General features: G+C 59.8%; 29 protein-coding genes and 1 pseudogene. 17 read left to right on the forward strand and 13 right to left on the reverse strand.

Annotated elements, in window-relative coordinates:
- The 4 genes and pseudogenes from VGU61_RS09120 to VGU61_RS09135 all read right to left on the reverse strand — a co-directional run.
- Window positions 1-263: pseudogene (locus tag VGU61_RS09120) on the reverse strand (alpha/beta hydrolase); the annotation flags it as partial.
- A 92-nt stretch (window positions 264-355) separates the two neighbouring features.
- A complete protein-coding gene (locus VGU61_RS09125; RefSeq protein ID WP_326858802.1) occupies window positions 356-2,488 on the reverse strand; it encodes a putative bifunctional diguanylate cyclase/phosphodiesterase in 2,133 nt (710 codons plus the stop codon).
- 575 nt (window positions 2,489-3,063) lie between these two features.
- Window positions 3,064-3,831 (reverse strand): TerC family protein, encoded by a 768-nt coding sequence (locus tag VGU61_RS09130; protein WP_326858803.1) that lies wholly within the window; start codon window positions 3,829-3,831, stop codon window positions 3,064-3,066.
- 167 nt (window positions 3,832-3,998) lie between these two features.
- The gene (locus VGU61_RS09135) at window positions 3,999-4,688 is read right to left on the reverse strand and encodes a Bax inhibitor-1/YccA family protein (RefSeq protein ID WP_326858804.1); all 690 of its coding nucleotides are present in this window, start codon (window positions 4,686-4,688) and stop codon (window positions 3,999-4,001) included.
- Window positions 4,689-4,866: 178 nt separating this feature from the next.
- Here VGU61_RS09135 and nhaR point away from each other — a divergent pair, with 178 nt between their 5' ends.
- From nhaR to VGU61_RS09150, 3 genes are all read left to right on the forward strand, one after another.
- Entirely contained in the window at window positions 4,867-5,772 is a 906-nt protein-coding gene (nhaR, locus tag VGU61_RS09140) for a transcriptional activator NhaR (RefSeq protein WP_326858805.1), read from the forward strand.
- 68 nt (window positions 5,773-5,840) lie between these two features.
- A complete protein-coding gene (locus tag VGU61_RS09145) occupies window positions 5,841-6,776 on the forward strand; it encodes a lipid kinase (protein ID WP_326858806.1) in 936 nt (311 codons plus the stop codon).
- Complete coding sequence (locus VGU61_RS09150; protein WP_326858807.1) at window positions 6,742-7,176, forward strand: DUF2383 domain-containing protein; 435 nt, start codon at window positions 6,742-6,744, stop codon at window positions 7,174-7,176. The genes VGU61_RS09145 and VGU61_RS09150 overlap by 35 nt, the downstream gene beginning before the upstream one ends.
- Window positions 7,177-7,209: 33 nt before the next feature.
- Here VGU61_RS09150 and VGU61_RS09155 read toward each other — a convergent pair whose 3' ends face one another.
- The gene (locus VGU61_RS09155; RefSeq protein ID WP_326858808.1) at window positions 7,210-8,418 is read right to left on the reverse strand and encodes an MFS transporter; all 1,209 of its coding nucleotides are present in this window, start codon (window positions 8,416-8,418) and stop codon (window positions 7,210-7,212) included.
- Between the two features lie 383 nt (window positions 8,419-8,801).
- On the opposite strand from VGU61_RS09155, the gene VGU61_RS09160 reads away from it, so the two are divergent.
- The 3 genes from VGU61_RS09160 to fghA all read left to right on the forward strand — a co-directional run bounded on the left by VGU61_RS09160 (window position 8,802) and on the right by fghA (window position 11,168).
- Entirely contained in the window at window positions 8,802-9,134 is a 333-nt protein-coding gene (locus VGU61_RS09160; protein WP_326858809.1) for a hypothetical protein, read from the forward strand.
- 79 nt (window positions 9,135-9,213) lie between these two features.
- The gene (locus tag VGU61_RS09165) at window positions 9,214-10,320 is read left to right on the forward strand and encodes an S-(hydroxymethyl)glutathione dehydrogenase/class III alcohol dehydrogenase (protein ID WP_326858810.1); all 1,107 of its coding nucleotides are present in this window, start codon (window positions 9,214-9,216) and stop codon (window positions 10,318-10,320) included.
- Window positions 10,321-10,322: 2 nt separating this feature from the next.
- Entirely contained in the window at window positions 10,323-11,168 is an 846-nt protein-coding gene (gene fghA / locus VGU61_RS09170) for an S-formylglutathione hydrolase (protein ID WP_326858811.1), read from the forward strand.
- An 18-nt stretch (window positions 11,169-11,186) separates the two neighbouring features.
- On the opposite strand, the gene wrbA is transcribed toward fghA, so the two are convergent.
- Complete coding sequence (gene wrbA, locus VGU61_RS09175; protein WP_326858812.1) at window positions 11,187-11,819, reverse strand: NAD(P)H:quinone oxidoreductase; 633 nt, start codon at window positions 11,817-11,819, stop codon at window positions 11,187-11,189.
- Window positions 11,820-12,005: 186 nt separating this feature from the next.
- On the opposite strand from wrbA, the gene VGU61_RS09180 reads away from it, so the two are divergent.
- The 6 genes from VGU61_RS09180 (at window position 12,006) to VGU61_RS09205 (ending at window position 16,462) form a co-directional block, all read left to right on the forward strand.
- A complete protein-coding gene (locus VGU61_RS09180) occupies window positions 12,006-12,779 on the forward strand; it encodes a TSUP family transporter (protein ID WP_326858813.1) in 774 nt (257 codons plus the stop codon).
- A gap of 107 nt (window positions 12,780-12,886) precedes the next feature.
- Window positions 12,887-13,888 (forward strand): LLM class flavin-dependent oxidoreductase, encoded by a 1,002-nt coding sequence (locus tag VGU61_RS09185; RefSeq protein WP_326858814.1) that lies wholly within the window; start codon window positions 12,887-12,889, stop codon window positions 13,886-13,888.
- A gap of 21 nt (window positions 13,889-13,909) precedes the next feature.
- Entirely contained in the window at window positions 13,910-14,152 is a 243-nt protein-coding gene (locus tag VGU61_RS09190; protein WP_326858815.1) for a hypothetical protein, read from the forward strand.
- Window positions 14,153-14,259: 107 nt separating this feature from the next.
- Window positions 14,260-14,826, forward strand: coding sequence for an NnrU family protein (locus VGU61_RS09195; protein ID WP_326858816.1), 567 nt, complete (start codon window positions 14,260-14,262; stop codon window positions 14,824-14,826).
- Window positions 14,827-14,910: 84 nt separating this feature from the next.
- Entirely contained in the window at window positions 14,911-15,984 is a 1,074-nt protein-coding gene (gene ltaE / locus VGU61_RS09200) for a low-specificity L-threonine aldolase (RefSeq protein WP_326858817.1), read from the forward strand.
- A gap of 223 nt (window positions 15,985-16,207) precedes the next feature.
- Entirely contained in the window at window positions 16,208-16,462 is a 255-nt protein-coding gene (locus VGU61_RS09205; RefSeq protein ID WP_326858818.1) for a DUF2061 domain-containing protein, read from the forward strand.
- Window positions 16,463-16,498: 36 nt separating this feature from the next.
- Here VGU61_RS09205 and VGU61_RS09210 read toward each other — a convergent pair whose 3' ends face one another.
- The 4 genes from VGU61_RS09210 to VGU61_RS09225 all read right to left on the reverse strand — a co-directional run bounded on the left by VGU61_RS09210 (window position 16,499) and on the right by VGU61_RS09225 (window position 20,448).
- A complete protein-coding gene (locus tag VGU61_RS09210) occupies window positions 16,499-16,969 on the reverse strand; it encodes a Dps family protein (protein WP_326858849.1) in 471 nt (156 codons plus the stop codon).
- Window positions 16,970-17,046: 77 nt separating this feature from the next.
- The gene (locus VGU61_RS09215) at window positions 17,047-17,460 is read right to left on the reverse strand and encodes a VOC family protein (protein WP_326858819.1); all 414 of its coding nucleotides are present in this window, start codon (window positions 17,458-17,460) and stop codon (window positions 17,047-17,049) included.
- The gene (locus VGU61_RS09220) at window positions 17,450-17,893 is read right to left on the reverse strand and encodes a DUF488 domain-containing protein (RefSeq protein ID WP_326858820.1); all 444 of its coding nucleotides are present in this window, start codon (window positions 17,891-17,893) and stop codon (window positions 17,450-17,452) included. The genes VGU61_RS09215 and VGU61_RS09220 overlap by 11 nt, the downstream gene beginning before the upstream one ends.
- Window positions 17,894-17,919: 26 nt before the next feature.
- Complete coding sequence (locus VGU61_RS09225; protein WP_326858821.1) at window positions 17,920-20,448, reverse strand: PBP1A family penicillin-binding protein; 2,529 nt, start codon at window positions 20,446-20,448, stop codon at window positions 17,920-17,922.
- 222 nt (window positions 20,449-20,670) lie between these two features.
- Here VGU61_RS09225 and VGU61_RS09230 point away from each other — a divergent pair, with 222 nt between their 5' ends.
- Genes VGU61_RS09230 through VGU61_RS09250 form a run of 5 tightly spaced genes read left to right on the forward strand, consistent with a single transcriptional unit; the run spans window position 20,671 to window position 23,235 of the window.
- Window positions 20,671-21,060, forward strand: coding sequence for a hypothetical protein (locus tag VGU61_RS09230; protein ID WP_326858822.1), 390 nt, complete (start codon window positions 20,671-20,673; stop codon window positions 21,058-21,060).
- A 1-nt stretch (window position 21,061) separates the two neighbouring features.
- Window positions 21,062-21,322, forward strand: a complete 261-nt coding sequence (locus VGU61_RS09235) for a DUF5985 family protein (RefSeq protein WP_326858823.1) — start codon at window positions 21,062-21,064, stop codon at window positions 21,320-21,322.
- A gap of 4 nt (window positions 21,323-21,326) precedes the next feature.
- Window positions 21,327-21,587 carry a DUF5985 family protein gene (locus VGU61_RS09240; protein ID WP_326858824.1) on the forward strand — a complete coding sequence of 87 codons (261 nt, stop codon included), beginning with the start codon at window positions 21,327-21,329 and terminating at the stop codon, window positions 21,585-21,587.
- Between the two features lie 57 nt (window positions 21,588-21,644).
- Complete coding sequence (locus tag VGU61_RS09245; protein WP_326858825.1) at window positions 21,645-22,760, forward strand: FAD-dependent oxidoreductase; 1,116 nt, start codon at window positions 21,645-21,647, stop codon at window positions 22,758-22,760.
- Between the two features lie 46 nt (window positions 22,761-22,806).
- A complete protein-coding gene (locus VGU61_RS09250; protein WP_326858826.1) occupies window positions 22,807-23,235 on the forward strand; it encodes a hypothetical protein in 429 nt (142 codons plus the stop codon).
- A 141-nt stretch (window positions 23,236-23,376) separates the two neighbouring features.
- Here VGU61_RS09250 and VGU61_RS09255 read toward each other — a convergent pair whose 3' ends face one another.
- The 3 genes from VGU61_RS09255 to VGU61_RS09265 form a co-directional block, all read right to left on the reverse strand.
- A complete protein-coding gene (locus VGU61_RS09255) occupies window positions 23,377-23,544 on the reverse strand; it encodes a hypothetical protein (RefSeq protein ID WP_326858827.1) in 168 nt (55 codons plus the stop codon).
- 169 nt (window positions 23,545-23,713) lie between these two features.
- Window positions 23,714-24,547: an SAM-dependent methyltransferase gene (locus tag VGU61_RS09260; RefSeq protein ID WP_326858828.1), complete on the reverse strand. Its 834-nt coding sequence runs from the start codon at window positions 24,545-24,547 to the stop codon at window positions 23,714-23,716.
- Window positions 24,548-24,724: 177 nt separating this feature from the next.
- Entirely contained in the window at window positions 24,725-25,156 is a 432-nt protein-coding gene (locus VGU61_RS09265) for a DUF2798 domain-containing protein (RefSeq protein ID WP_326858829.1), read from the reverse strand.
- Between the last annotated feature and the right edge of the window lie 3 nt (window positions 25,157-25,159).

A 25,159-nucleotide genomic window follows, 5' to 3' on the forward strand; every position in this document is an offset into this window, starting at 1 on the left:
CCGCCGCCATGGTAATAGACCAGCGCCGGCAGGACTGTATCGGGCGCCGAAGACTGGGGTCGATACCAGCGAATGCCAATGTCGGCATCTGGCGCCGGCACGGACAAATTCTCGGTATGGGCGACCGGTTCCGGATCGGGCTGCGTGAAAAAGCGCCGTTCTTTATAAAAGGCGCGTGCCTCGGCCGGCGCGAGCGTGTGATAGGAAGGAATGTTGCGGCTGGCGATGACGTCGAGCAGCGCCTTCGCGTCTTTATCAAGCATGGAGTCTCCTCTGCGGAATGGCGAAATCGGTTTTTTGTCGATTACTGTAAACCGATCTCGCATTTTCTGCCGGAGGCGCTGATCGCTTGCCGTCAGCCGGCGGGCGGCGTGTGCGGCGTTGCCAGGAATTTTTCCTGAAAGCCGTCGTGCGGCATGGGTTTGCCGAACAGGTAGCCCTGGCCGGCATGGCAGCCGTTCACCGTCAGGAAGGCAACCTGCTCCCTGGTTTCGACACCTTCCGCCACCACCGTCAGATTCAGAATATGCGCCAGCGAGATCACCGCTTTCACGATCGCGGCATCATCCTGGTCGATAGCGATGTCGTTGACGAAGGAACGGTCGATCTTCAGGGTATCGACAGGAAAACGCTTCAGGTAATTCAGGCTGGAGTAGCCGGTACCGAAGTCGTCGATCGAAATCGACACGCCGAGCTGCTTCAGTTCGATAAGGGTTTTGAGCGACTTGTCGACATCGCGCATGACCATGGTCTCGGTAATTTCCAGTTCGAGATAACACGGCGCGAGGCCGGTGTCGGCGAGCACATTCGCGACGACGCCGACGATATTGCCTTTTGCAAGCTGGCGCGCGGAAAGATTGACCGATATCGGGATCGGCGGCAATCCGGCCCGCTGCCATTCGACGTTCTGCGCACAGGCGGAACGCAGCACCCATTCACCGATGGCAATGATGAGGCCGCTGTCCTCCGCGATCGGGATGAACTCCGCCGGGGAGACCATGCCGCGCACCGGATGACGCCAGCGTATCAACGCTTCGGCGCCGACCAGTCTGCCGTTCGCAAGATTGATTTTCGGTTGATAGTGCAAAAGGAATTCGTTATTGGCGATGGCGGAGCGCAGGCTGTTGAGCAATTCAAAACGCAACGTTGCATGCGAATTCATCTCCGCCGAAAAATACTCGACGGTGTCGCGCCCGAGGTCCTTGGCCTTGTACATCGCCGCATCGGCGTTGCGCAGCAGTGCCTGCGCGTCCGCACCGTCCTGTGGATACAGGCTGACACCGACACTGCACGTCACCTGCATTTCGAATCCGCTGAGAGTCAGCGGTTCGGCAATCGCGGTAACGATGCGCTGAAGGGTTTCGGCCAGTGCATCGTCCTGGTGGAAACCGCTCAGCACGAGTACAAATTCATCGCCGCCGTGACGGGCGACGGTATCGGTGGTGCGTATGCAGGAGGCGAGGCGGCGCCCGATGATTTTCAGCAGTTCATCGCCGGCCTGGTGCCCGAGGCTGTCGTTGACGAACTTGAACTGGTCGAGGTCGATCAGAACAACCGCCGCCTGTTCCCGTTGGCGCATCGCGAGAAGAATCGCCTGCTCCAGGCGATCGACCAGCAGATTGCGATTGGGCAGGCCGGTCAACGCATCGTGTGTCGCCTGGTGGTGAACCCGGTCTTCGTTGATCTTGCGCTCGGTGATGTCGATTACCGTGCCCTCGAAAAACAGGATGCTCTGATCGCTGTTGCGCACGGTCCGGGCATTTTCGGAAATCCAGATTATCTTGCCGCTGCGATGATAAACCTGGGATTCGAAATTCGTCACGCCTTCCTGCTCGTCCATGAGCCGCAGAAATTCCGCCCGGCGCAGTGGATCGACGTAGAGTTGAAGTTCGATATCGCGCAGATGGGCGATCATGTCGGCAGGCCCGTCGTAACCGTACATGTGCGCCAGTGCGGGATTGACGGCGAGATAGCCCTTTTCCGGCGTGGACTGGAAAATGCCTTCGACCGTGTTTTCGAAGATATTGCGAAAGCGCCGCTCGGCTTCATGCAGCGCCTGTTCGGCTTCCTTGCGCTGGGTGATGTCCTGGATGATGCCTTCGATCGCCACAGGTATGCCCATGGCATTGCGGATGCCGATACCGCGTTCCCATACCCATCGGATACCGCCGTCCTGACGGAGGATCCGGTACTCGAGACTGAAGCGGCCGCCGGCACCGAGCGATTCCTGGATGACTGCATGCACATGCGCGCGGTCTTCCGGAAAAGTGATGCTGTCGTACGACACGCGACGGTTATGCAGCAGGTCTTCAACCGCATAGCCTGTGAGTGCCTGGCAACCTTCGCTGAGAAACTCCATGGTCCATGAGTCATCGATCCGGCACCGATAAACGACACCGTCCAGGTTTGCGAGAAGATTCACCAGCATGCCAGTCTCATCTGCTGCTTTGGTCAGCGGCGAAGAAGCGGCATGAACTACCGTTTCCATGTATTGCTCCGATCCAACCGTCATCGCCTGGCGGTGTACCCGACAGTCTGAATGGAACGGCGCTTGGAAGATTTCTATAAAGCAATAACAGTACCACGGTGCAAGCCACGGTATGTGACGAAGACAGGGAAAAGGTTGGAAATTAACGCCAAAGTGGCGTCTGAGACACTCGGCTGCGCCGGGATGAGGCGTTAAGTGGATACAGGCAAGGCTTCGGATTATGGAAAATCCGGCGTCCCGTCATCGGAGTTGAAGTGTTGCCGGTCATATGCCGGCAACAGGTTTTTCGTCAGATGCCTTGAGAGGATTCAATAGCCGCGACGGCCGCGAACCATACGGGAAGCATAGCGAGCCTGGAACTTGCGCCAGACGAATCCTGCAACGGCTAGAAAAATCATTTTCCTCATGATGCGCTCCAGATAGAAGAATGCTTTGAAAGAAGACCGCACCTGCGGTGCAGCGCGGCTGTGAGCCCATCGGACTGCATGGGATGATACTTTTCTGACTAGATGCCTCCCCTTTGGTTCCGGATACCGGGGCTGCCGCCAGTTGCTTCCACGGCAGCCCCGAACCGCTTACTGCTGATTTCCGGATTCCTGATCCCTCGTATAGGGCGAATGGAGATGCACAGGCGTGGGAGAACGCTTGCGCAGCCTGATGTTGAGCATTTCCACCACAACCGAGAATGCCATCGCGCTGTAGACATATCCTTTCGGCACATGGTGACCGAAACCTTCGGCGATCAATACCACGGCGACCACGACCAGGAAGGACAACGCCAGCATTTTGATGGTCGGATGCGCCGACACGAAACGGCCGATCGGACCGGCAAAGAACATCATCATGCCCACCGAGGCGATCACGGCGGCGATCATGACGGCGAGTTCGTCGACCATGCCGACCGCGGTAATGATGGAATCAAGGGAGAAAACCAGGTCGATCAACATGATCTGGATAACCACACCGGTAAAAGTTGCCTTCACCGCACTGGAAGTTTTTCCTTCCGCTCCCTCGAACGACTCGTGAATCTCGCCGACGCTCTTCCACAACAGGAACAGGCCGCCCGCGATCAGCACAAGGTCCCGGCCGGAGAAATCAGACCCGAACGCCGAAATCAGCGGCTCTGTCATGCCGACGATCAGCGACAGAATAAACAGCAACCCGATCCGCATGAACATTGCCATGAATAAGCCTAGCCTGCGCGTGAATTCACGGCGTTCCGGCGGCAATTTGTCGACCAGAATGGAGATGAAAATAATGTTGTCGATGCCGAGCACCAGTTCAAGTGCCGTCAACGTGGCGAACGCCATCCATATCTGCGGGTCAGAAAGCAATTCCATCATGGGATTTTCCTTGTTGTTTGAATGGTCTCGGAACGATGCGCAAGCAAATGTTATTCCGGCCAAAGAAACGGGCGTCACGTTATTAGCCGTGACGCCCGCATTTTGAATATCGGCATATGGCCGATGAAAAAAACCTGCTTGCCGGTGGCAAGCAGGCTGGTCGTCGCTTAGTCGTTGCTGGCAAAACCCAGCAGGTGCAACAAGCTGGTGAACAGGTTGAAGATCGACACGAACAGCGCCAGTGTCGCCATCACGTAGTTGGTCTCACCGCCATGGATGATGTTGCTGGTCTCGTACAGGATCATGCCGGACATCAGCAGCACGAACACCGCCGAAACGGTCAGCGACAGGGCCGGGATGCTGAAGAAAATTGCACCGAGTCCGGCCAGGAACGCCACCAAGATGCCGACCATCAGGAAACCGCCCATGAAGGAAAAATCACGTTTGGTTACCAGTACGTATGCCGACAATCCGAGGAAGATCGCAGCCGTGCCGCCGAATGCGGTCATCACGATCTGTCCGCCGTTAGGCATGTTCAGGTAGTGACTGATGATCGGGCCGAGGGTGTACCCCATGAAACCCGTCAGTGCGAATACCAGTGCAACGCCCAGACCGCGGTCGCGGAATTTGTTGACCAGGAACAGCAGGCCGAAATAACCGACGAGCGTGATAAGAATGCCGGGGTGCGGCAATCTCATCGCGGCCGATATGCCGGCCGTCAGGGCGCTGAATGCCAGCGTCAGCGATAGCAGCATGTAGGTATTGCGCAGCACCCGGTGGGCGGCGCCGTCGATGACGGTGGATGCAGTGCCCGACCGGAGTGCGCCGGTACGAATCTGGGTATAACGATCGTTCATAGCTTTATCCTTTGTGTGAAACAACACCGGCGCCATGCCGGCAAGGTCGTTGCGAATCAGTGTAGAAAGGGGAAAAGTACACCGGTATCTCCAGAAATAAATGCAACTGACATGATAGATATGCCACGTCCATTTAAAAAGCGAAGATAATAGAAATATTCCTTCGCAAAAAACAGATATGAAAACACACAACCTCAATTATCGGCATCTGTATTACTTCTGGATGGTGGCAAAGGAGGGAAGCATCACCCGCGCCGCCGAAAGGCTTGATGTTGCCATCCAGACCATCAGCGCTCAGCTTGCATTGCTGGAACAATCGGTTGGCAAGGCCCTGCTGGCGCCGCAGGGCCGCCGGCTGGTGCTGACCGAAGCCGGCAGGGTAGCGCTGGCATATGCCGATCAAATTTTTCTGCTAGGCGAGCAGATGCAGGAAGTGCTGTCGGACAATGACATCGGGCGCACGATGCGGCTGACGGTCGGGCTGTCCGATTCCTTGCCCAAGGTCATCGCGTCACGCCTTTTGGAAGCGGCCCTTCATCTGCCGCAACGCGTGAAACTGGTCTGCTACGAAGATGACTTCGAATCACTGCTGGGCGATTTATCGGTTCACAAGCTCGATGTAATTCTGACGGACCGCCCCGTTCCGTCCGGCACGACATTGCGTGTATTCAGCCACCTTCTGGGTGAAAGCGAAATCGCATTGTTCGGCGTTCCCAAGCTGGCGGAAAAATACCGCCAGAACTTTCCCGCCAGCCTTCAGGGAGCGCCGGTCCTGCTGCCTACGCGCAATCATGCAATCCGTGGACGCCTCGATCACTGGTTCGAAATCAATGACGTACGGCCGGAAGTCGTCGGCGAATTCGACGATAACGCATTGCTGAATATATTCGGGCGCATCGGCACTGGCCTTTTTCCAGGACCGTCGGCGCTGGCAAAGGAAGTAAAGGAGCAATTCGGCGCGGTGGCGGTTGGTGCGATGAAAGTCAATGAACAGTTCTATGCAATCTCCAATGAACGCAAGATCAAGCATCCCGCCGTGGATGCGATTCTTTCGGAAGTGCACGAGAAAGTGTTCGTGAGATAACCGGAACCCGGCACGGGCCGGCTTGTCAAATTGCAAGCGGTGCAATCCGCCTCACTTTGGAGGATGCCTTGACCCGAAGTGCGTTACTGCTTATCAATCGCAAGAGCCGCAATGGTGCCACGGATGTGGAGGCCGGGCTGGCGTGTATCCAGCAAGCCGGCATTGATATTATCGATGCCGGCCTCGAGAGGCCGGACCAGATCCCGGAAGCCATACGCCGGCATGCCGATCATGTGGACTGCGTCATTGTCGGTGGCGGCGACGGGTCGCTGAACGCGGCGGCGCCCGCCTTGGTGGAAACCGGTTTGCCGCTCGGCATTCTTCCCCTTGGCACGGCCAACGATCTCGCACGCACGCTTGCCATTCCCACCGATATCGAAGCGGCGGCACAGATCATCGTGTCCGGCATCTGGCACCATATCGATGTCGGCAGCGTCAACGGCCATTATTTTTTCAACGTGGCCAATATCGGATTAGGCGTACAGGTAACGCATCAGCTATCGCCTGATCTCAAGCAGCGCTGGGGCGTCATCTGCTATGCGCGAAGTCTTGTAAGCGCGTTCAGGTCATTCAATCCTTTCCATGCCGATATCGTTTGCGATGGCCGCCGCCATCGGGTGCGGTCGATCCAGATCGCCGTCGGCAATGGCCGTTACTATGGCGGCGGCATGGCCGTCGATGACGAGGCCAGTATCGACGACCATCGCTTTTTCCTGTACAGCATCGAACCGCTTGATTTCTGGAACATGCTGCGGCTGGCGCCGGCGGTACGGACCGGGACGTTCAAGGAACATCATCCGGTGCACCTTGAGCAGGGCCGCACCATCGAGATTGTTACCCGCAAACCGATGATCGTCACTGCCGATGGCGAGATCGTCACCCGCACGCCGGCACGCTTCACGATGCATGGCGGTGCCGTGCAGGTATTTGTTCCGCCCGGCTATTTGCATAAATACGAGGAGACCCGTCATGTTGCTGAGAAGCGAACAGCAGCTCGCGCTTAACGACCTTGAAAGCCTATGCATGGAAGCCGCGGACCAGTACACCGCAGTGGCCGGCAAGACCGCGGATGTCTCTTTGTCGGCGTTGTTCGAAGAACTCGGACACCATTACGAACAGTTGGCGAAGGAATTGGCGGTGCATATCCGCGCACTCGGCGACTTGCCGCAGTCCCCTGATCCGGACCGGGAAGCGGTCGATTCGCTCGTCTCCAGCATCAAGGCCTTTTTTTCCAATGACGAGCGCATACCGCTGATCGAAGAACGGCAGGCGGCCGAGCAGGCGATTGCTCAGGCGGCGCATGCGGCATTGCAGCTTGAATTGCCGGCCGCTGCCATCGCCACGGTGCAACGCATCCTGGCGCATGCGGAAAACGCCGGGTCACGACTCGATGCCGTGCGCTGAAGGCCGCGATATCCATCCTCGGCGCAACGCGTGCTAAAGGGAAGCGACGCGGACATTCGCAGTCGCGGCCTTCACCGCGGTGAGATAAAACCACAGGGAAATCACGGACATCGCCAGCAGCACGCCGAGCAGCGAGTTCGGGGACGGATCGAACTGGATCAATGCGGCAACCGCCAGGGGACCGGCAGCTTTCGAGATCAGTGAAGGTCCAGCCATCGCGCCGGCGATCGCACCGTAGTTTTCGCGTCCGAACAAAGCCTGCGGCACGGTGCCGCGCACGATGGTCAAGATACCGTTGCTGAGGCCGTACAGCATGCAGAACAATGCGACCGCCCATGCGTGCTGACCCGACAGCAGCAAGGCAAGCAGCGCTGCGGGCAATGCGGCGAAGGTGAATTTGCCGACGGTTTGCGGCAGCGTGCGTTGGGCAAAGACCATTTCGCCTATCCGGCCGATCACCTGTAGCGGGCCGATCAGCGCCGCCAGGACCACGGCTGTCACGGCCGAATGGCCGAATTGCTGCAGCATTGGAATGAGATGCACCGAGAGGGCGGAAAACACGAAGCTGTTGGCGGAGAACGCAAAGGCGAGTTTCCAGAACACCGGGCTGCGAACCGCCTGGTTGAGCGTGTGGCTATCGGCGGACGGGGCCGGCCGGGACATTGCCGGCTTATGCTTGGGCGGCGTCATCAGCGCATGCAGCGGCGCACAGAGCAGCAACTGGATGGCGCCATAGACCAGCCAGGTATCGCGCCATCCAAGGATGCTGTTGAGCTTGAGCGTCAACGGCCAGAAGACGGTGCTGGCGAGACCGCCCACCAGCGTGACGGCCGAGATTCCCTTGCGCGTCTGCTGCAGCACTTCGCGGTTGATGGTGGCGAATGCCGCTTCGTACAGCACCATTCCCATGCCTGCACCGAGCATCGTCCAGACGATGAAGTAATGCGCCACGCTTTGCGCATGGCTTAGAGCGACGAAGCCGGCCCCACAGAGCAGGGAACCGGATCCCATCACGGCACGTCCGCCGAAGCGGTCGATCAGGATGCCGATCGGCGTCGACAGCAGGCCGCTGACCAGCAAGCTCCAGGAAAACGCGCCGAAGATGATTTCGGCACGCCAGCCGAATTCATGCTGCATATCGGGCGCCAGGATGGCGAATGCGTAGTACAGCATGCCCCAGGACATGATTTGCGTCACAGCGAGAATGCCAAGAATTTTCTTTGATGAACCGGATCTGAACATGCGTGCTTTCGTTCGGCTAGGGCATTCGTAGTGGAAATTATAAGCGTGTTGCTTTATGGAGCCCTGGCGTCTCGACTATGCTCGCATCAACTTCGGCGGCGCACTTCAGTGCATCCGCTAGAGATTCCGGCTTCTCGGGCAGTGATGATTCGGTTGTGCCGCTGCCAGCAAGATTGCCCAGCAGCTTGGCATTTTGTCATTCTCGCTGCCTTTCAATCGGATAACTGTTGCAGCAGCGGTTCGTGTTTTGCGCCAGTGCAAGAATAGTGGCTTGCCGCACGGTAAAATCACTTCAAATCAGGCTAATTTTTTCTTTCAAGCCTGTCTCCTCGAATCGTATTGAGCCCCGGAAGTAAATCTTGCTGCGACGGATCGGCCTATCGATGATAAAACCTGTAGCGTCGCTGCGCCATGGCCTGCATTCGCTTTGGAAACTGCAGCACCGCGAACGCAGACGGCTATGGGTCGAAATGCAGGAAATGCAGGATTTGATGCCGCTGTTGATGAAGCAGCGAGACGGCTATCGCTGGAGCGATGCCGACCGGCGTGAGATCCGCCGGCATCTGCGCAAGCTTGCATCGCTCAGCCCCTATCTCGTCTTATTCGTCTCTCCCGGCGGCTTTCTTGCATTGCCCGTGCTGGCATGGTGGCTGGACCAGCGCCGCCAGAAGCGGCTCGGCAAAAACTCCGATCCGGCGACCACGATAGAATCGTAGATCCGCGGGTCGTGCCGGAATCTATCGGCAAAACCCGCCTCCAAACGATTCATCGCATTTCGCCAAGGAGAATTGATCCATGAAAACCAAAGCAGCGATCGCCTGGAAGGCAGGCGCGCCCCTGACCGTCGAAGAAGTCGATCTGCAGGGCCCGAAGGCCGGCGAAGTCCTGATCGAAGTGAGGGCGACCGGCATCTGCCATACCGATTACTACACGCTGTCGGGCGCGGATCCGGAAGGCATCTTTCCTTCGATTCTCGGCCATGAAGGCGCGGGCGTGGTGGTCGATGTCGGGCCGGACGTCAAATCGCTGCAGAAGGGCGACCATGTCATTCCGCTCTATACGCCGGAATGCCGGCAATGCAAGTTCTGCCTGTCGCAGAAGACCAACCTGTGCCAGGCGATCCGCTCGACCCAGGGCCGCGGCCTGATGCCGGATGCCACCAGCCGTTTCTCGATCGACGGCAAGCCGATTTTCCACTACATGGGCACATCGACCTTCGCGAACCATATCGTGGTGCCGGAAATCGCGGTGGCGAAGATCCGTTCCGATGCCCCTTTCGACAAGGTCTGCTACATCGGCTGCGGCGTGACCACCGGCGTCGGCGCGGTGCTGTTCACGGCGAAGGTGGAGGCGGGAGCCAACGTGGTGGTGTTCGGCCTCGGCGGCATCGGCCTGAACGTGATCCAGGCGGCGAAGATGGTCGGTGCCGACAAGATCATCGGCATCGATATCAATCCGGCGCGTGAAGCGATGGCGCGCAAGTTCGGCATGACGCATTTCATCAATCCGAAGGATGTCGACAACGTCGTCGATGCGATCGTTCAGCTTACCGACGGCGGCGCCGACTACAGCTTCGAATGCATCGGCAATACCACCACCATGCGCCAGGCGCTGGAGTGCTGCCATAAGGGCTGGGGCCAGTCGGTGATCATCGGCGTGGCGGCGGCCGGGCAGGAGATCAGCACGCGGCCGTTCCAGCTGGTGACAGGACGGGTATGGAAAGGCTCCGCCTTCGGCGGCGCGCGCGGCCGCACCGATGTGCCGAAGATCGTCGACTGGTACATGGAAGGCAAGCTCAACATCGACGACCTGATCACCCATACGCTGCCGCTCGACCGCATCAACGAGGGCTTCGACCTGATGAAGAGCGGCGAGTCGATCCGCTCCGTCGTACTGTACTGATCATGCTCGAGATCCTCAGCGAACACGGCTGCTTCGGCGGCGTCCAGGCGTTCTACCGGCATGATTCGGACGAGATCGGTCTCCCGATGCGCTTCTCGGTCTATCATCCGCCGCGCGAACGGCAGCAACTGGTGCCGGTGCTCTTCTACCTTGCCGGACTCACCTGCACCGAAGAGACTTTCATGATCAAGGCCGGCGCGCAACGCTTCGCCGCGCAGCACGGCATGATGCTGGTGGCCCCCGATACCAGTCCGCGCGATACCGGCATTGCCGGCGTGGATGCGGAATGGGATTTCGGCAACGGCGCCGGCTTCTATCTGGATGCAACGCAGCCGCCCTGGGACAAGCGTTTCCGGATGGAGTCCTATATCGTGCGGGAACTGGTGCCTCTGGTCCTCAACGAGTTCAATGCCGACCCGGAAAAAATCGGCATCTTCGGTCATTCGATGGGCGGTCATGGCGCACTGGTGCTGGCATTGCGGCATCCGGACCTGTTCCGTTCCGTATCTGCCTTCGCACCGATCGCCGCACCCAGCCAGTGTCCATGGGGACAGAAGGCGTTGTCGCGCTATCTCGGCGACGACCGGGATCTGTGGTCGTCGCACGATGCCAGTGAGTTGATGAAGCGGCTGCATGCGCCGTTTCCGCAGGGGATTCTTGTCGACCAGGGGATGAGCGACAAGTTTCTGCAGGAGCAATTGCTGCCGCAGGAATTCGAATCGGCCTGCGCCCATGCCAGCCAGCCGCTTACGCTGCGCCGGCATGAGGGATACGACCACGGCTACTATTTCATCGCCTCATTCATCGAAGACCACATTGCCCATCATCGCCGGAACCTCGGCGACTGATGCCTGCACACAAGAAGACTATAAGCGGGACGCGCTGCCGGACGCGCGGCCCGCAAGCAGGGAAATGGTGATGGACCCGACATGGCTGCCCTGGAAGCGGGCGATCTCCAGTTCGTTCTGCGACGGCATGCGCTTGCCGTCGGGCCCGGCGATGGTGCCGGCGCCGTAAGGCGAGCCGCCGGAGATTTCATCCATGCTCGACAGCGCCTGGCAGGAATACGGCACGCCGACGACGATCATGCCGTGATGCAGCAGCGTCGTATGGATCGAGGTGATGGTGGTTTCCTGTCCGCCATGCTGGGTCGCGGTCGAGGTGAAGACGCTGCAAACCTTACCGATCAATGCACCTTTTGCCCACAGGCCGCCGGTGCGGTCGATGAAGTTGCGCATCTGCGCCGCCATGCTGCCGTAGCGGGTCGGCGAGCCGAAGATGATCGCGTCATATTCGGGCAGTTCCTCGACCGTCGCGATCGGCGCCTGCTGGTCGAGCTTCATGCCCGACTGCCTTGCGACATCCTCGGGAACGGTTTCGGGTACGCGTTTGATCACGACGTCCGTGCCTGCGACCGAGCGTGCACCGTCGGCAATCGCATTCGCCATGATCTCCACATGACCGTACGATGAGTAATACAGAACCAGAATCTTTGCCATATTGTCTCCAATAAGAAATGCCTGACGCCGCCGGGTGCGGCATCGCTCCGCCGCATCGAAGCAAACCGCATGCCGCGCTATGTGGGGTACGCAGCATGTTCGTTATGCATATACGGCATAAGTTACTTCCCTGCATTTGATACGATGGCTGCCGCTCCGTTTCTTCAAAACCACTTTGGAATCACCATGGAATTCGTGTTGTCGCCGGAAATACTTGCCGTCCTGTTCGTCGCCGCCACGCTGGCGGGCTTCGTCGATGCCATCGCAGGCGGCGGCGGCCTGATCACCATCCCAGTGCTGTTGCTGGCGCAGGTGCCGCCGCTGCATACGCTGGCGACCAACAAACTTCAGGGCAGTTTCGGCTCGCTGACCGCCACGCTGATGATGTTGCGCAAGGGCCTCATACAGTTCGCCAATGTCCGCTTGCTGTTCGTGTGTTCGCTGATCGGCGCGGCGCTCGGCGCGTTCGCCGTGCAGTTCGTCAGCACGAAAACCCTCGACGTCGTGATTCCGGGGGTGCTGATCGCCATCGCGCTGTATTTCCTGCTGGCGCCCAATGCCGGTGCGCTCGACAGCAAACCCCGGATGACAGACGGCACGTATCGCGGCACGGTGGTGCCGGCCATCGGCTTTTATGACGGCATGTTCGGCCCGGGCACCGGTTCCTTTTTCTCGATGGCCGGTGTGGCATTGCGCGGCCAGAACCTGGTGACCGCCACCGCCAATGCGAAGGCGCTGAACTTCGCCAGCAATCTCGGTTCCCTGCTGGTATTCATTTTCGGCGGCAAGGTGGTGTGGATTGCCGGGGCGGTGATGATTGCCGGCCAGATCGTCGGCGCCTGGGGCGGCTCGCATGCGATGGTGCGCGGCGGCACCAAGCTGATCCGGCCGATGATCGTCACCGTCTGCGTCGTGATGCTGGGGCGCTATCTCTGGCAGAAGGGTTTGCTGCCGTTCTGAGCGGCCGGAGGAATTTCGGGATTCGGGCTATGCTTCGGTAAGCCCCGGCACCTGCTGGCATTGCCCTTGCACGCCGGATGGATGCTTCGAACGCAACCGATCCCATCATGACTTCACGCAAAACCATTCCACTGTCGGTGCTCGACCTGTCACCGATCCAGACCGGCGGCACGCCGGCGGATGCACTGCATCGCACCCTCGATCTCGCCCGCCACGCCGAGCGCTGGCATTACCACCGTTACTGGCTTGCCGAACACCATGGCATGCCCGGCATCGCCAGTGCCGCCACTGCGGTGGCGATCGGTTATGTCGCCGCCGGCACCGAACGCATCCGCGTCGGTTCCGGCGGCATCATGCTGTCCAACCATGCGCCGCTGATCATCGCCGAGCAGTTCGGCACGCTCGAATCGCTGTATCCGGGCCGCATCGATCTCGGGCTGGGCCGCGCGCCCGGCTCGAACCAGGCGGTGATGCGCGCCATGCGCCGGCGGCTGGAAAGCGACGGCGAGGAATTTCCCGAACAATTGGCCGAGCTGCGGGCTTATCTTGCGCCGCGCCAGGAAGGGCGGATGGTGCGGGCGATTCCCGGCGAAGGCCTGGACATTCCCATCTGGCTGCTCGGCTCGAGCGATTTCAGCGCCCGCCTCGCCGCCCGGCTCGGTCTGCCGTTCGCCTTTGCCGGCCAGTTCTCGCCGGCGTACATGCAGACGGCGCTGAGCTTGTATCGGGGAGGCTTCCAGCCGTCGCCGGTACTGGCAAAGCCGTATGCGATGGTGGGCGTCAATGTATTCGCCGCCGATACCGAGGACGAGGCGCATTACCTGTCGACGTCGCAGCAGCAGATGCATCTGAATCTGCAGCGCGGCGTGCCGGGACAGATGCCGCCGCCGGTGCGCAGCATGGAAGGCTTGTGGCTGCCGCACGAGAAGGCGGGCGTGGAGTCGACCCTGCGTGCCTCGGTCATCGGCGATCCATCCATGGTGAAGGAACAGCTGGAAGCCTTTGCTGCATCGACGCAGGCCGATGAACTCATCATCAACAGCATGATCTACGATCATGCCGCCCGCCTGCGTTCCTATGAAATCGTTGCGCAGGCATGGCACGGCTGACGCAGGGAGAGAGGAGGCGGCATGTTCATGGTGTACTGGACTGAAGGCGGTCTTAGCGAGGGCGACGCGCCGGCTTTCAGCCGGTGCTTTCCGTCGGACGATATGTCCGGCGCGCTGCGCTTCATGGAAGAGCTGCGCACCCGTCAGCGCGGCGGTGAGGCGATCAGCTTCATAACCATGTCCTCCGAGAATCCGCAATCGGTCGGCCACCCGGGCGTGGCCGATCCGTCCGCCGACTACGACTGGAAAAAACGCCGGCGATGATGCGGGCCGCGCTCGCGGCGGATGGGATGGACCGGTTCGTTTCCGGAATTGGCTGGTACTATTGGCGGCAACGTTGCCAAGCCCGTCCAATCCAGCAAGGAGCCCTCATGACTCTGCTCATTCTCGGCATTGCGCTTTTCATCGGCATTCACCTGTTACCGACTTTCGTCCCGGCTCGCCACAAGTTGATCGGCCGGATGGGCGAAGGCGGCTACAAGGGCCTGTTTTCCATCGCCTCGGCGGCGGGCCTGGCTCTTATCATCTTCGGAAAGGCCTACGCCGGCTTCGTCCCGGTGTGGACGCCGCCGGCATGGACACGCCATCTTGCGCTCACCCTGATGCCGTTTGCGTTCATCCTTCTGGTCGCGGCCTACCTGCCGTCGAACATCAAGCGCCTGACCGCCCATCCGATGCTGTGGGGCGTGACATTGTGGGCGGCGGCGCATCTTTCCGCCAACGGCGATCTGGCGTCGCTGCTCCTGTTCGGGTCGCTGGGCGCTTATGCCCTGTTCGACATGTGGTCCGCCAACCGGCGCGGCGCGAGTCCGGCATCGAATCGCTATCCAGCCGGCCGCACGATCGCCGTGCTGGCCATCGGGCTGGCAGCCTATGCCGCATTCCTGTTCCTGCATCCCTACCTGTTCGGCGTGCCGGTCATCGTGCCGCGCGGTTAGCAAATTACTCATCGGGGATGGCGACAACGCATTCCCCGTAAAGCATCGATAATTCTGGTTTCGAATTGAAACCAGGACATGGCAATGAGTGATTTTCGCAGTGATACCGTAACGCAACCCACCGCGGCGATGAAGCGGGCAATGATGGACGCGCCGCTCGGCGATGACGTGTTCAATGATGATCCGACCGTGCACCGCCTGCAGGAAATGGCGGCGGGCATGCTCGGTTATGAAGCCGCGTTGTTCGCCCCCAGCGGTACCCAGACCAACCTGATCGCATTGATGACGCATTGCCAGCGCGGCGATGAGGCGATCGTCGGCCAGCAATGGCATACTTACCGGTGGGAAGCCGGCGGCATGGCGGTGCTGGGTTCGATCCAGCCGCAACCGCTCGAACACCAACCCGACGGGACGATCGCGCTGGCCGATATCGAAAACGCCATCAAGCCCGACGACCCGCACTTTGCCCGCACGCGGCTGGTCGTGATTGAAAACACCACGGGCGGCAAGCCGCTGCCGCTGAAGTATATGCGCGATGTCCAGCAGCTTGCGCAGCGCCGCGGCTTGCGTTGTCATATCGACGGCGCCCGCCTGTTCAACGCGGCCGTGGCACTGGCGCATGAGGATGGCGGCGATCCCCTAGCGACGGCGAAGAACATGTGTCATGGCTACGATTCGGTGTCGCTGTGCCTTTCGAAGGGCCTGGGCGCGCCGATCGGCTCGCTGCTGCTCGGCTCGGCATCCTTTATCGGGCAAGCACGCCGGTTGCGCAAGATGCTGGGCGGCGGCATGCGGCAGTCCGGCATGCTGGCGGCGGCGGGCATTCATGCATTGGAGCACCATGTGCACAGGCTGGCCGACGATCATGCGCATGCACGTTTGCTGAGCGAGGGACTGGCGGAAATCATTCCGAATCACCCGGTACTGTCGGGCCGGCTGGCGGTGCATGCGGACAGGACCAACATTGTCTTTACCGATGTCGACGCGGATCTGGGACAGCCATTGCTCGCGCACCTGGCGGCCAACGATGTGAAGGTCACGGCCGGCGACCTGCGGGTGCAGGAGCGCCTGGTCAAGCGGATACGCTGGGTAATGCATCTCGATGTGAGCGGAAAGGACGTGGAAAAGGCGCTGCAGGTGGTGAACGCGTTCCGCTGACCTTCACTGTCCGCAGGCAAGCATTTCCCTTGGGAATCAATGCCGGGCGCGCTGTCGAGCGGCAGCGCGGCACAACGCACAGGCATTGGAAGCTCGCCCATGACAATAGCGTTTCCCTATAAATTCACTTGAATTAATTAATTTGTTCTATCAAATGAGAACAATTATTATTCACTGCATGGATCGACAGCACCGGTCCGGCAATGATAACAAGGAGAAATCAATGGTTACCGCAGCGAAAACAACAAGCCAGATCATCGTGCACATGGGCGTGGCATTTGCCGTCATGTATGCGTTCACCGGTTCGGTTGCATTCGGGGGAATGGCGGCGCTGCTGGAGCCGATCTGCAATGTAGCCATCATGCCGCTGCATGAGAAATTGTGGGAAAGGATTCGTGCCCGCGTCGAGGCGAAGCAGGCATCGCGGACATCGACCCAGCCGCGTATCGGCGGAACCGACGCCGCGCAGCCGGCCTGAAGTCCAGGCCAGCCATTGTCACGGCAAATTACCTGATTACTTCTCCAGCAGCGAACGCAGCATCCATGCCGTTTTTTCATGGACCTGCATCCGTTGTGTCAGCAGGTCGGCGGTCGGCTCGTCGCCGGCCTGGTCCACCACCTTGAAAATCGACCGCGCGGTGCGCACCACCGCTTCCTGATCCTGTACCAGCTGCCGGATCATTTCCTGCGCCGGCGGCACGCCGTCCGGCTCCTTGACGCTGGTCAGGCTGGCGAACTGCGAGTAGGTACCCGGCGCCGGGCTGCCCAGCGCGCGAATCCGCTCGGCGATCAGGTCGACCGCCATGGCCAGTTCGGTGTACTGGGTTTCGAACATCAAGTGCAGGGTCTGGAACATGGGTCCCGTGACGTTCCAGTGAAAGTTATGCGTCTTCAGGTACAGCGTGTAGGTATCCGCCAGCAAGCGCGACAAGCCGTCAACGATGCCGAGCCGGTCCTGCTCGGAAATGCCGATATCTATTTCCATAGTCATTGCCTCCAAAAAATCAAAACGGGTTGAACTGCGAACGTGGATTGAACTGCCCGGATGATGCCGCGAATCGCTCATGCGTCTGGCGCTGCGGACTCATCCCAAAACGCCGCCTCGATCTTGTGCCCTTCCGGGTCGCGAACGAAACAGCCGTAATAAGGAGCGCCGTAATGCGGCCTCGGTCCGGGCGCGCCGTTGTCCTGCGCACCGGCCGCCAAGGCGGCGTCGTAGAAGGCGTGCACCGCTTCCTTTGAACCGGCGATGAAGCCGACATGCGTGCCGTTGCCGACGGATGCCGGGTAGCCATCGATGGGCGTACCTATCCAGAATTCCGGAAAAGCCTTGCCGTAGGCCACCGCGCCGGGATGCTCCATCACGCGCGTGCAACCGAGCGTCGCCATGACCTTGTCGTAAAACGCGACCGCGCGATTGAAATCGTTGACCCCGATGGATACGTGGGAAATGATACTCGGATTTTCATCTGCCATTTTTATGCTCCCGGAGGGAAGATGACGATTCCGCGCGGCAATCAGTCCACGCCAGCAAGGCGCCGCGCGCCGCCAGGAGTTCACGCAGCACTGACCGGTGACACCGGGATTCATCCTTGCAATAGCATCCGATCGCCAGATCGGTCTGATGCGACAGCGCCGCCAGCAGATCAAGCAGTTTTGCTGCATCCGGCTGCCGCATTTCCGCGCGAAACTTCCTGGTAAAGGCCTTCCACTGGCGCTCGTCCTGCATCACCTTCCACTCTTGCAGCAATGCCTGACTCGGCGCCAAGGCGGGCAGCCAGACATCATAATAATTTCTTCTCGCGTATTCGGTCCTGGGCACGCCGCGCGGCGGACGCCGGACCGTGCCCAGGCGCAGTCCCTCGCCGTCAAGACGTTCGGTTCCGAGCCGGATGATTGCAATTGCCATTGCGTCAGCCGCGGGGACGAAAGAGATCACCACACGTTGATATCGGCCTGGCTCGGCATTCTTCCGGACGATGATGCACTGTCCTCCGGCCCGCCGGAGTTGCCGCCGCCGCCATTGCTACCGCCGCTGCTGATGCCGGCCGAGACGTCCGGCACGGGCTCCCGGTTCAGGTTGCCCGTCATGCGGCCGGACTCGTCCACGGTGATCAGCGGCGGCAACACGCCGGCCTGCCGTTCAGGCTGCACGCTTCCCTGCACCACGCCATCCGGTCCGATCACTACCGTTTCACCGTTGCGGTTGATCACCCCGTAACCGGAGGGCACCTGTTCACCCTGCGTGATCTCGTTCAGCCACTCTTCCGCCGGCGTATGCACCATCAACGGCTGCGGCCGGTTCGGGCTTGGGAATTTTGCCTTGGCATCGATCAGCTTCGACTTCATCATGCCGCGGAAAAAATCGCCGACCAGCAGGATCGCATTGTGCCCGCCCTGCCCCCAATAATCGCTGCGCATCGTCACCCGCGAATCGTTGAAGCCGACCCAGGCGCCGGCCACCAGGTCGGGATGCATCAGGATGAACCAGCCGTCGGTATTGTTCTGGGTCGTGCCGGTCTTGCCTGCGAGATCGCCGACGACGCCGAAGTTCGTCTTCACCGCTTGTCCCGTACCCTGCCTGACCACGCCGCGCATCATGTCGATCAACTCGGTGGCGGTTTCCTCCGACATGGCAGGCTTTCCTTCCGGCACGAACTCCGCCAGCACGCGGCCGGACCGGTCAGTGATGCGCCGGATGAACAGCGGCTCATGGTATTGACCCACCTGTGCGATGGTCGAATACGCGGACACCATTTCGAGCAGGGTCACCGGACTGGTGCCGAGCGCCAGGGACGGAACCTTATGGAGATTGCTGCGGTTGACGCCGGAAGCGCGGGCGAGCGCCGCGATGTTGTCCAGCCCGACATCCTGCATCAGCTGCGCGGTGATGGTGTTCTTCGACAGTATCAGGCCTTCGCGGATCGTCATCATGCGTTCGCTCGGACCGGACATGTCGGTCGGACGCCACACGCTGCCATCCGTGGAGCGGATCTCCACCTTGCCGTCGAAGTACATGCGTTCCGGGACCATGCCTGCTTCAAGCGCGGCACCGTACACAAATGGTTTGAAGGTGGACCCCGGCTGACGTGCCGCCTGCGCCACGTGGTCGAATTGGTCGGTCTCGAAATTGCGGCTGCCAACCCATGCCTTGACTTCGCCGCTGCCCGGGTCCATGGCGACGAAGCCGGCTTCCAGCCTGGTCTTGACGGCACGCAGCCTATCCATGAAATCCTTGTTTTCCTTCAGCTTCGCGAGTGCCTCCTTATCTTTCTGGCCGCCCGCGACTGCTTTGCGGTATTCGGCGCTTTCGCGGATGAACGCGTCGAGCAGGTCGGGGCGCTCGACCCAGAAATGGCTGAACGGCTCGACTTTCTGGCGCAATGCGGCATAGGCCTTTGCCGAATGGGACGCAACCCTCGGCGAACTCCGGCCCCACTCCACATCGGCAATCTGTTGCAGCACCTGGGCCTGCCGCTCGACCGCTTCGGTGGCCGCCTGCTGCAGCTGGTCGTCGAGCGTACTGTGAACCATCAGGCCGTCGGCGTAGATGTTGTAGTCATTCTTGTCGGCCCATTCGATCAGCCACTTGCGCACATGAGCGGCAAAGTGCGGCGCCGATCCGAGCGGGTCGGGCTGGCGGTGCAACTGTACGTGCAGCGGCTCATTGCGCAGCGTCTCGAACTCCTCCTGTTCCAGCAAACCCCGTTTCACCATCTGTGCCAGCACGACGTTGCGCCGCTTCTGCGCGCGTTCCGGATTGAGGATCGGGTTGTAGTAGCTGGTGCCCTTGAGCATGCCGATCAGCGTTGCGCTTTCCAGCACATCGAGTTCGGCGGCGGATTTATCGTAATAGGTGCGCGCCGCCATTTCGATGCCAAGCACGCTGTACAGGAACGGGACGGTGTTGAGATAGGTTTCGAGGATTTCATCCTTGGTGTAGGCGCGCTCGATCTTGAGCGCGGTGATGATTTCCTTGAGCTTGCGCTCAATGGTGCGCGAACGGCCGATCTCTTCCGGGAACATATTGCGCACCAATTGCTGGGTGATGGTGGAACCGCCTTGCGCGTCGCCGCCAAGCGTATGAATGACCGCGGAGACGATCCGTTGCGGGTCGATGCCCTGGTGTTCGTAGAAGCGATGGTCTTCCGTTGCGACCAATGCGTCCACGACATGCGGCGACACCTGCGACAGCGCTACCCTTTCCTGATAGCCCTGGCTGAATACCGCCAATTGCGTGCCGTTGGCGGAGTACAGCACGCTGGGCTCCGCGATACGGGCATCGAGCAGGTCTTCGACACTGGGGGTTTTCGGTACGACGGAGGCAATATAAAAACCGATCGCGGTGAGGGCGGCGATCGTCAGCAACAGCATGCCGGTAAAGGTAATTAGGAAATAGCGCTTGAAACGGCGCGGGCGTGCTGCTGGCCGGGGAGGCCGCCCGGTGGGGTTGTGCTTGTCCACAATCGGATCTCTTCTGGTTTTGAGTGGAAATTGGACCCCTGTCCCCGACTTTGGTTTTATTCGCAATACCAGATTGGCTATTGTCTTGTACACGACATGCACGAGACATGACGCAGATTAAGATTCCTTGCGGAAAATGTGTCTTACAGGATTGCCGACTGGACAGTAAAGGAGCCGCTCAGTAAGATGCCCTGTTCGATTACATTTGTTCAGGGGAAATCTATGTATCGGGACCTCATTCCCGACACGATAAGGCGCTTTATCCTGACCAGCATCAACAGCGTGCCATACCTCGAAGCCATGCTGCTGCTGCGTAGCGCGCCTGCCCAATGGTGGGATGGCAAGAAGGTCGCACAGCGTCTATACATGCCCGAGAAGGCAGCCGAGGCAGTGCTCGAAGAGCTGAATGCCGCTGGCGTTCTTGCTGTCGTCGACGACGAGTTCCGGTCCTATCGGTATCAGCCGGCTACCGAAGAGTTGCGGCAGATCATTGACGAACTCGCCGATACCTATGCCAGGCACCTCGTTGAAGTCACCCATCTTATCCATTCGAAAACCAGCAAGAAGGCGCAGCAATTCGCCGATGCATTCAAATTGCGAAAGGATTCCTGACATGGCATCTATCATCTACGGATTGTGCGCATTGACCGCAATGACCTGCACTTGGCTGCTGCTGAGCACCTACAAGAAAACCGGTTACCGGCTGCTGTTCTGGAGCGGCTTGTGTTTCGCCGGCTTGTCCATCAACAACATTCTCCTGATTTTCGACAGGATCGTATTTCCTACCACCGTGGATTTGTCCACCTGGCGGCTGGTGGCCGCGCTGGTGGCGCTGCTGCCGCTGCTGTATGGATTGATTTGGGAAGAGGAATGAGCGTATGAACGATATTCTCCTTGGCGCGATCGCGATGGCCTCCATGGTGGCCGCGCTGTTCTTCCTGCGATTCTGGCGAAGCACGCACGACCGCTTCTTTCTTTTCTTTGCGCTCTCCTTCCTGATCGAAGCCCTGAACCGCGTATTTTTGGTTCCGAATTCGATGTCTTCCGAGGATGTACCGGAATATTATCTGGTACGTCTGCTGTCCTATGCGCTGATCCTGTTTGCGATCTGGGACAAGAACAGGCCCAGCAGGAAATAATTCGTAGCGACCAACACCAGCCGCAGGAGAGCGGCACTGTCATGAGAATGAGGCGCAATGCTGAGTTTTTGGGAACAGGATGCCATGCTTGCCGCCGACCTGATCGTGATCGGCGGCGGCCTGATCGGCTTGCAGACCGCGCTCGAATACCAGGCCCGCCGCCCGAACGACACCATCAAGGTGCTGGAGCGGGGCCTCCTGCCTTCCGGCGCATCGAGCCGCAATGCCGGTTTCGCCTGTTTCGGCAGCATCACCGAAATCATTCACGATATCGATGCCATTGGCCTGGACGCAACGCTGTCCCTTGTGCAACGCCGGCGTGACGGCCTCGTGCGGATGCGGCGGCGGCTCGGCGACGACACGATCGGGTTCGAGCATGCCGGTGGTTTCGAACTCCTGATGGACTCCGGTCTTGCCGCGCTTGAGCGGCTCGATGAAGTTAACCATGCCTTGCATCCCCTGTTCGATGCCGATGTTTTTACGGTAGACGAGGGCGGATTGAAAGCCGGCGGTTTCGGCCCGCGGGCAAAGGCATTGATCCGGAATCCGTTCGAGGGCCAGCTGCACGCCGGCAAGATGATGCGCACCTTGGCGAAACTCGCCGGCGAGCAAGGCATCGAGATCCATACCGGCATCAACGTCGACAATCTGGAGCCGGACCGCGACCTGGTGCGCATTCGTACCCGTTCCGGCATGGTGTTTGAAGCGGGGCGGGTGGCGGTATGCACCAATGCGCTGGCCGCCGATCTGCTGCCGGACAGCGGCATCGTGCCCGGCCGCGGCCAGGTGTTGCTGACGGAAGCAGTGCCCGGACTGCCATGGCGCGGCGCGCATCATGTTGAACAGGGCTTCTATTACTTCCGCAACGTCGGTGACCGGGTATTGCTCGGAGGCGGCCGCCATCTCGACTTCGCCGGCGAGACGACCAGCGAACTCATGCCCACCACGGCAATCCAGTCCGCGCTCGAACAGTTGTTGCACGAAGTCATACTGCCGGGCCGCAATGCTTGCATTACCCATCGTTGGGCAGGCATCATGGGTTTCAGCACAAGCAAGCAACCGATCGTGCGCCGCATTGCGGAGCGGATCGTTCTTGGTTTCGGCTGCAACGGCATGGGCGTGGCGCTGGGCGCGGATATTGCCGCCGAGACCGCCGGGCTGCTGCTGGAATAGCCTGTCCCGAACTGGAAAGCACCATCCTTACCGGCATACCCGAACGATGACTTTCGCCCTATCCTGTTATTACCTTGACGAACCGCTGAACGGCGCCGAGTTGCAGTTTGTCACCCAGACCCTGATCGGGCCGTTCGCCCGCTTCAAGACCGGGGCTGCTTCGCTGATCCAACGCCGGGTACCGGCGGTGCTGCCGGCGCCGGATGTCAATGGCCTGTATGCGGAAGACCGGGAACAGCGGGCGGAGCGAATTCGCAAAAACCTGCGCCATGCCGGTATCAGGAATGATGTCGGCAGACAGGTGGCGTGGGTGATGCCGCATGACAGCGACTGGGACGCGATTTTCCAGTTCGCGATCCGGGAGGAAACCCTGTTCGCGCCGTTCGTGGTGCAGCGCTGGTTCATCGAAAAAGGCAAGCCGGTACGCGGCCCGGCCAGGGTGGTAGATACGCAGTTATTGCTGCAGGGTTTGTGACCGGCGATCCACTTTACTGCTGCCGCTTTTTTTCTTCCTTCTTCACTTTCTTTGCGGCTTTCTTTTCCTTGGCCGTTTTTACCGGTTCCTTCTTGACTGTTTTCTTTGCGTCCTGGCTTTTGCTCATGATGTTGACTCCTTTTAAGTCTGTGACTCCGGCTGCGGTGCGGCGCGGACCCCGTCTGCCGCTACCGATTCCGGCTCCGGTTGTTCGGTCCTTGCGGCCTTCTGCAGTTGCTTTTCCTGCTTTTTCTGCTTCTTGGCGATTTCTTTCTGACGCTTCTCGAACGCGTAATTCGGTTTTGCCATGAGGGCTCCTGGTTAAGTTCGATAAAGGCGGACCGGCAACTGCTCCGGCGCGTGATGTGCGTTGGATGCAACATGTCGCTCACTACTCTGCTTGGAGTGGTGAAATGCTGGACTGTTTCCACATCATGCCACATTGACGCAGCAGGCGAGCCGATATGGCGTGATGCGGCTAATCGGCCGGGGCAAAGAAACGATGTTCCATCTCTTCCAGACCCAGCGTATGCAACACCTCGCGCAGGCGTTCGCTCGGACGATTACGGGGCAGGTTCTTGTAGCTGGCGATGATCAATTCGTTTTTCATCGAATGTTCCCAGCCCACCAGCTCGGTGACGCTGACCTGATAGCCGTGCGCTTCCAGTTGCAGGCAGCGCAACACATTGGTGACCTGGCTGCCGAATTCACGGGTATGCAGCGGATGGCGCCAGATCTCGGTCAAGGCATCACGGCCGATCGCCTTTCCCTTGTTTTTCTTCAGCACAGTCGCCACTTCCGCCTGGCAACAAGGTACCAGCACGATGTATTTCGCTGCCTTGGCGAGGGCGAAGCGGATCGCATCGTCCGTCGCGGTATTGCAGGCGTGCAGGGCAGTCACGATATCGACCTTCGGCGGCAGCAGGTTGGACTCGATCGATTCCGCCACCGACAGGTTGAGGAAGGACATGCCGGGAAACTTCAGCTGCTTCGCCAGTTCCTGCGATTTGCGCACCAGTTCATCACGGGTTTCGATGCCGTAGATATGCGATTGATCGTTCAGCGTCTTGAAGAACAGGTCATACAGGATGAATCCCAGATAGGATTTGCCGGCGCCATGGTCGACCAGACGTATGTCCTTGCCGGCAGCCTGGATATCCTGTAGCAGCGGCTCGATGAACTGATAGAGGTGATACACCTGCTTGAGCTTGCGACGGCTGTCCTGGTTCATCTTGCCGTCGCGCGTCAGGATGTGCAGCGCCTTGAGCAGCTCGATCGACTGGCCTGGTTTGATTTCGGGGTATTCGTTCATGAAAATCGTTTCTTGGTGGCATCGCGCGAGATGGGCCGTGCGGCGATGCGATACGGCGGCCTGTGTGGATTGATTCTATCCCAAGCGCCATGGAAAAAAGCCCCGCATGGCCTGAGCCGGTGCGGGGCGTAAATCCATCCTGTTGCAGGACGGAGGAGACAAGGGGTGACGGGATCTTTAATGGAAAGGGTCCCGCAAGCGGTGATTTGCACGCAATCCGTTCTTCGCCGTCGCGCGTGCGGATGCATCGGCAATATCGTCGAACCACAAGCCGACCGGTTGGCGTACCTGCGGTTTCCGGGTCCGCGCCGGAGCGGTGATGCGCGCCGCGAAGCGGCTTGTCGCCGGACCGATCAGGTAGGCGACCGGAAAAGCGATCGGCCATGCCGTCAGCCAGGTAGTCATCCAGACGCTGAAGAAATCCGCTGTCAGTCCTTCCCATACCAGTTGCATGACGGCGGTCATGATGAGGGTGAGGGCGCCGGTAAACAACAGCGACGGCAGCATCGACGCCAGGCTGCGCGAGCGCCGCAGTCTCTCTATTGCCCGGCTCGCCGTGCTGCGGGAAGCATTGGTGACGGAGGCGTTGGTGGTGATTGAGTGGTTCATGAC

The organism is Noviherbaspirillum sp. (assembly GCF_035944575.1).
GTDB lineage: Bacteria > Pseudomonadota > Gammaproteobacteria > Burkholderiales > Burkholderiaceae_D > Noviherbaspirillum.

What these genes read in the sequence shown, in the direction of transcription:
- VGU61_RS09125 (WP_326858802.1), bottom strand. Translation starts at nt 2,488, where the DNA reads ATGGAAACGGTAGTTCATGCCGCTTCTTCGCCGCTGACCAAAGCAGCA.
- VGU61_RS09130 (WP_326858803.1), bottom strand. Translation starts at nt 3,831, where the DNA reads ATGATGGAATTGCTTTCTGACCCGCAGATATGGATGGCGTTCGCCACG.
- VGU61_RS09135 (WP_326858804.1), bottom strand. Translation starts at nt 4,688, where the DNA reads ATGAACGATCGTTATACCCAGATTCGTACCGGCGCACTCCGGTCGGGC.
- nhaR (WP_326858805.1), top strand. Translation starts at nt 4,867, where the DNA reads ATGAAAACACACAACCTCAATTATCGGCATCTGTATTACTTCTGGATG.
- VGU61_RS09150 (WP_326858807.1), top strand. Translation starts at nt 6,742, where the DNA reads ATGTTGCTGAGAAGCGAACAGCAGCTCGCGCTTAACGACCTTGAAAGC.
- VGU61_RS09155 (WP_326858808.1), bottom strand. Translation starts at nt 8,418, where the DNA reads ATGTTCAGATCCGGTTCATCAAAGAAAATTCTTGGCATTCTCGCTGTG.
- VGU61_RS09160 (WP_326858809.1), top strand. Translation starts at nt 8,802, where the DNA reads ATGATAAAACCTGTAGCGTCGCTGCGCCATGGCCTGCATTCGCTTTGG.
- VGU61_RS09165 (WP_326858810.1), top strand. Translation starts at nt 9,214, where the DNA reads ATGAAAACCAAAGCAGCGATCGCCTGGAAGGCAGGCGCGCCCCTGACC.
- fghA (WP_326858811.1), top strand. Translation starts at nt 10,323, where the DNA reads ATGCTCGAGATCCTCAGCGAACACGGCTGCTTCGGCGGCGTCCAGGCG.
- wrbA (WP_326858812.1), bottom strand. Translation starts at nt 11,819, where the DNA reads ATGGCAAAGATTCTGGTTCTGTATTACTCATCGTACGGTCATGTGGAG.
- VGU61_RS09180 (WP_326858813.1), top strand. Translation starts at nt 12,006, where the DNA reads ATGGAATTCGTGTTGTCGCCGGAAATACTTGCCGTCCTGTTCGTCGCC.
- VGU61_RS09185 (WP_326858814.1), top strand. Translation starts at nt 12,887, where the DNA reads ATGACTTCACGCAAAACCATTCCACTGTCGGTGCTCGACCTGTCACCG.
- VGU61_RS09190 (WP_326858815.1), top strand. Translation starts at nt 13,910, where the DNA reads ATGTTCATGGTGTACTGGACTGAAGGCGGTCTTAGCGAGGGCGACGCG.
- VGU61_RS09195 (WP_326858816.1), top strand. Translation starts at nt 14,260, where the DNA reads ATGACTCTGCTCATTCTCGGCATTGCGCTTTTCATCGGCATTCACCTG.
- ltaE (WP_326858817.1), top strand. Translation starts at nt 14,911, where the DNA reads ATGAGTGATTTTCGCAGTGATACCGTAACGCAACCCACCGCGGCGATG.
- VGU61_RS09205 (WP_326858818.1), top strand. Translation starts at nt 16,208, where the DNA reads ATGGTTACCGCAGCGAAAACAACAAGCCAGATCATCGTGCACATGGGC.
- VGU61_RS09210 (WP_326858849.1), bottom strand. Translation starts at nt 16,969, where the DNA reads ATGGAAATAGATATCGGCATTTCCGAGCAGGACCGGCTCGGCATCGTT.
- VGU61_RS09215 (WP_326858819.1), bottom strand. Translation starts at nt 17,460, where the DNA reads ATGGCAGATGAAAATCCGAGTATCATTTCCCACGTATCCATCGGGGTC.
- VGU61_RS09220 (WP_326858820.1), bottom strand. Translation starts at nt 17,893, where the DNA reads ATGGCAATTGCAATCATCCGGCTCGGAACCGAACGTCTTGACGGCGAG.
- VGU61_RS09230 (WP_326858822.1), top strand. Translation starts at nt 20,671, where the DNA reads ATGTATCGGGACCTCATTCCCGACACGATAAGGCGCTTTATCCTGACC.
- VGU61_RS09235 (WP_326858823.1), top strand. Translation starts at nt 21,062, where the DNA reads ATGGCATCTATCATCTACGGATTGTGCGCATTGACCGCAATGACCTGC.
- VGU61_RS09240 (WP_326858824.1), top strand. Translation starts at nt 21,327, where the DNA reads ATGAACGATATTCTCCTTGGCGCGATCGCGATGGCCTCCATGGTGGCC.
- VGU61_RS09245 (WP_326858825.1), top strand. Translation starts at nt 21,645, where the DNA reads ATGCTGAGTTTTTGGGAACAGGATGCCATGCTTGCCGCCGACCTGATC.
- VGU61_RS09250 (WP_326858826.1), top strand. Translation starts at nt 22,807, where the DNA reads ATGACTTTCGCCCTATCCTGTTATTACCTTGACGAACCGCTGAACGGC.
- VGU61_RS09255 (WP_326858827.1), bottom strand. Translation starts at nt 23,544, where the DNA reads ATGGCAAAACCGAATTACGCGTTCGAGAAGCGTCAGAAAGAAATCGCC.
- VGU61_RS09260 (WP_326858828.1), bottom strand. Translation starts at nt 24,547, where the DNA reads ATGAACGAATACCCCGAAATCAAACCAGGCCAGTCGATCGAGCTGCTC.
- VGU61_RS09265 (WP_326858829.1), bottom strand. Translation starts at nt 25,156, where the DNA reads ATGAACCACTCAATCACCACCAACGCCTCCGTCACCAATGCTTCCCGC.